The 253-nt window shown below is 62.8% G+C and carries 1 protein-coding gene; it reads left to right on the forward strand.

Annotated features, from left to right (window positions below):
- A partial coding sequence (locus SCA31_RS24575) for a hypothetical protein (RefSeq protein WP_410699584.1) occupies positions 1–253 on the forward strand: 253 nt, incomplete at both ends.

Raw genomic sequence — 253 nt, forward strand, 5'->3', positions numbered from 1 at the left:
CTGGTGATCCTTCGGAGCGCACAACGTATTGGGTTCGCCGGTTCGCAAACCCCTCGAACGACGCCGGCGCGGTGCTTGTGCCAGACACGGCGGAACTCCCGACCGCGCTCATTGATGTCCGCGACCTCGCTACTTGGCTCCTCCACCTCGCGGAGGAGAAAAGTAGCGGGATCTTCAACGCCGTCGGGAATCCTGTGCGGTTCCCGGAACACATCGAGATCGCGCGATCAGTCGCCCACCATGCAGGTCCTGT

This window comes from Chryseobacterium sp. SIMBA_028 (assembly GCF_046535285.1).
Lineage (GTDB): Bacteria > Bacteroidota > Bacteroidia > Flavobacteriales > Weeksellaceae > Chryseobacterium.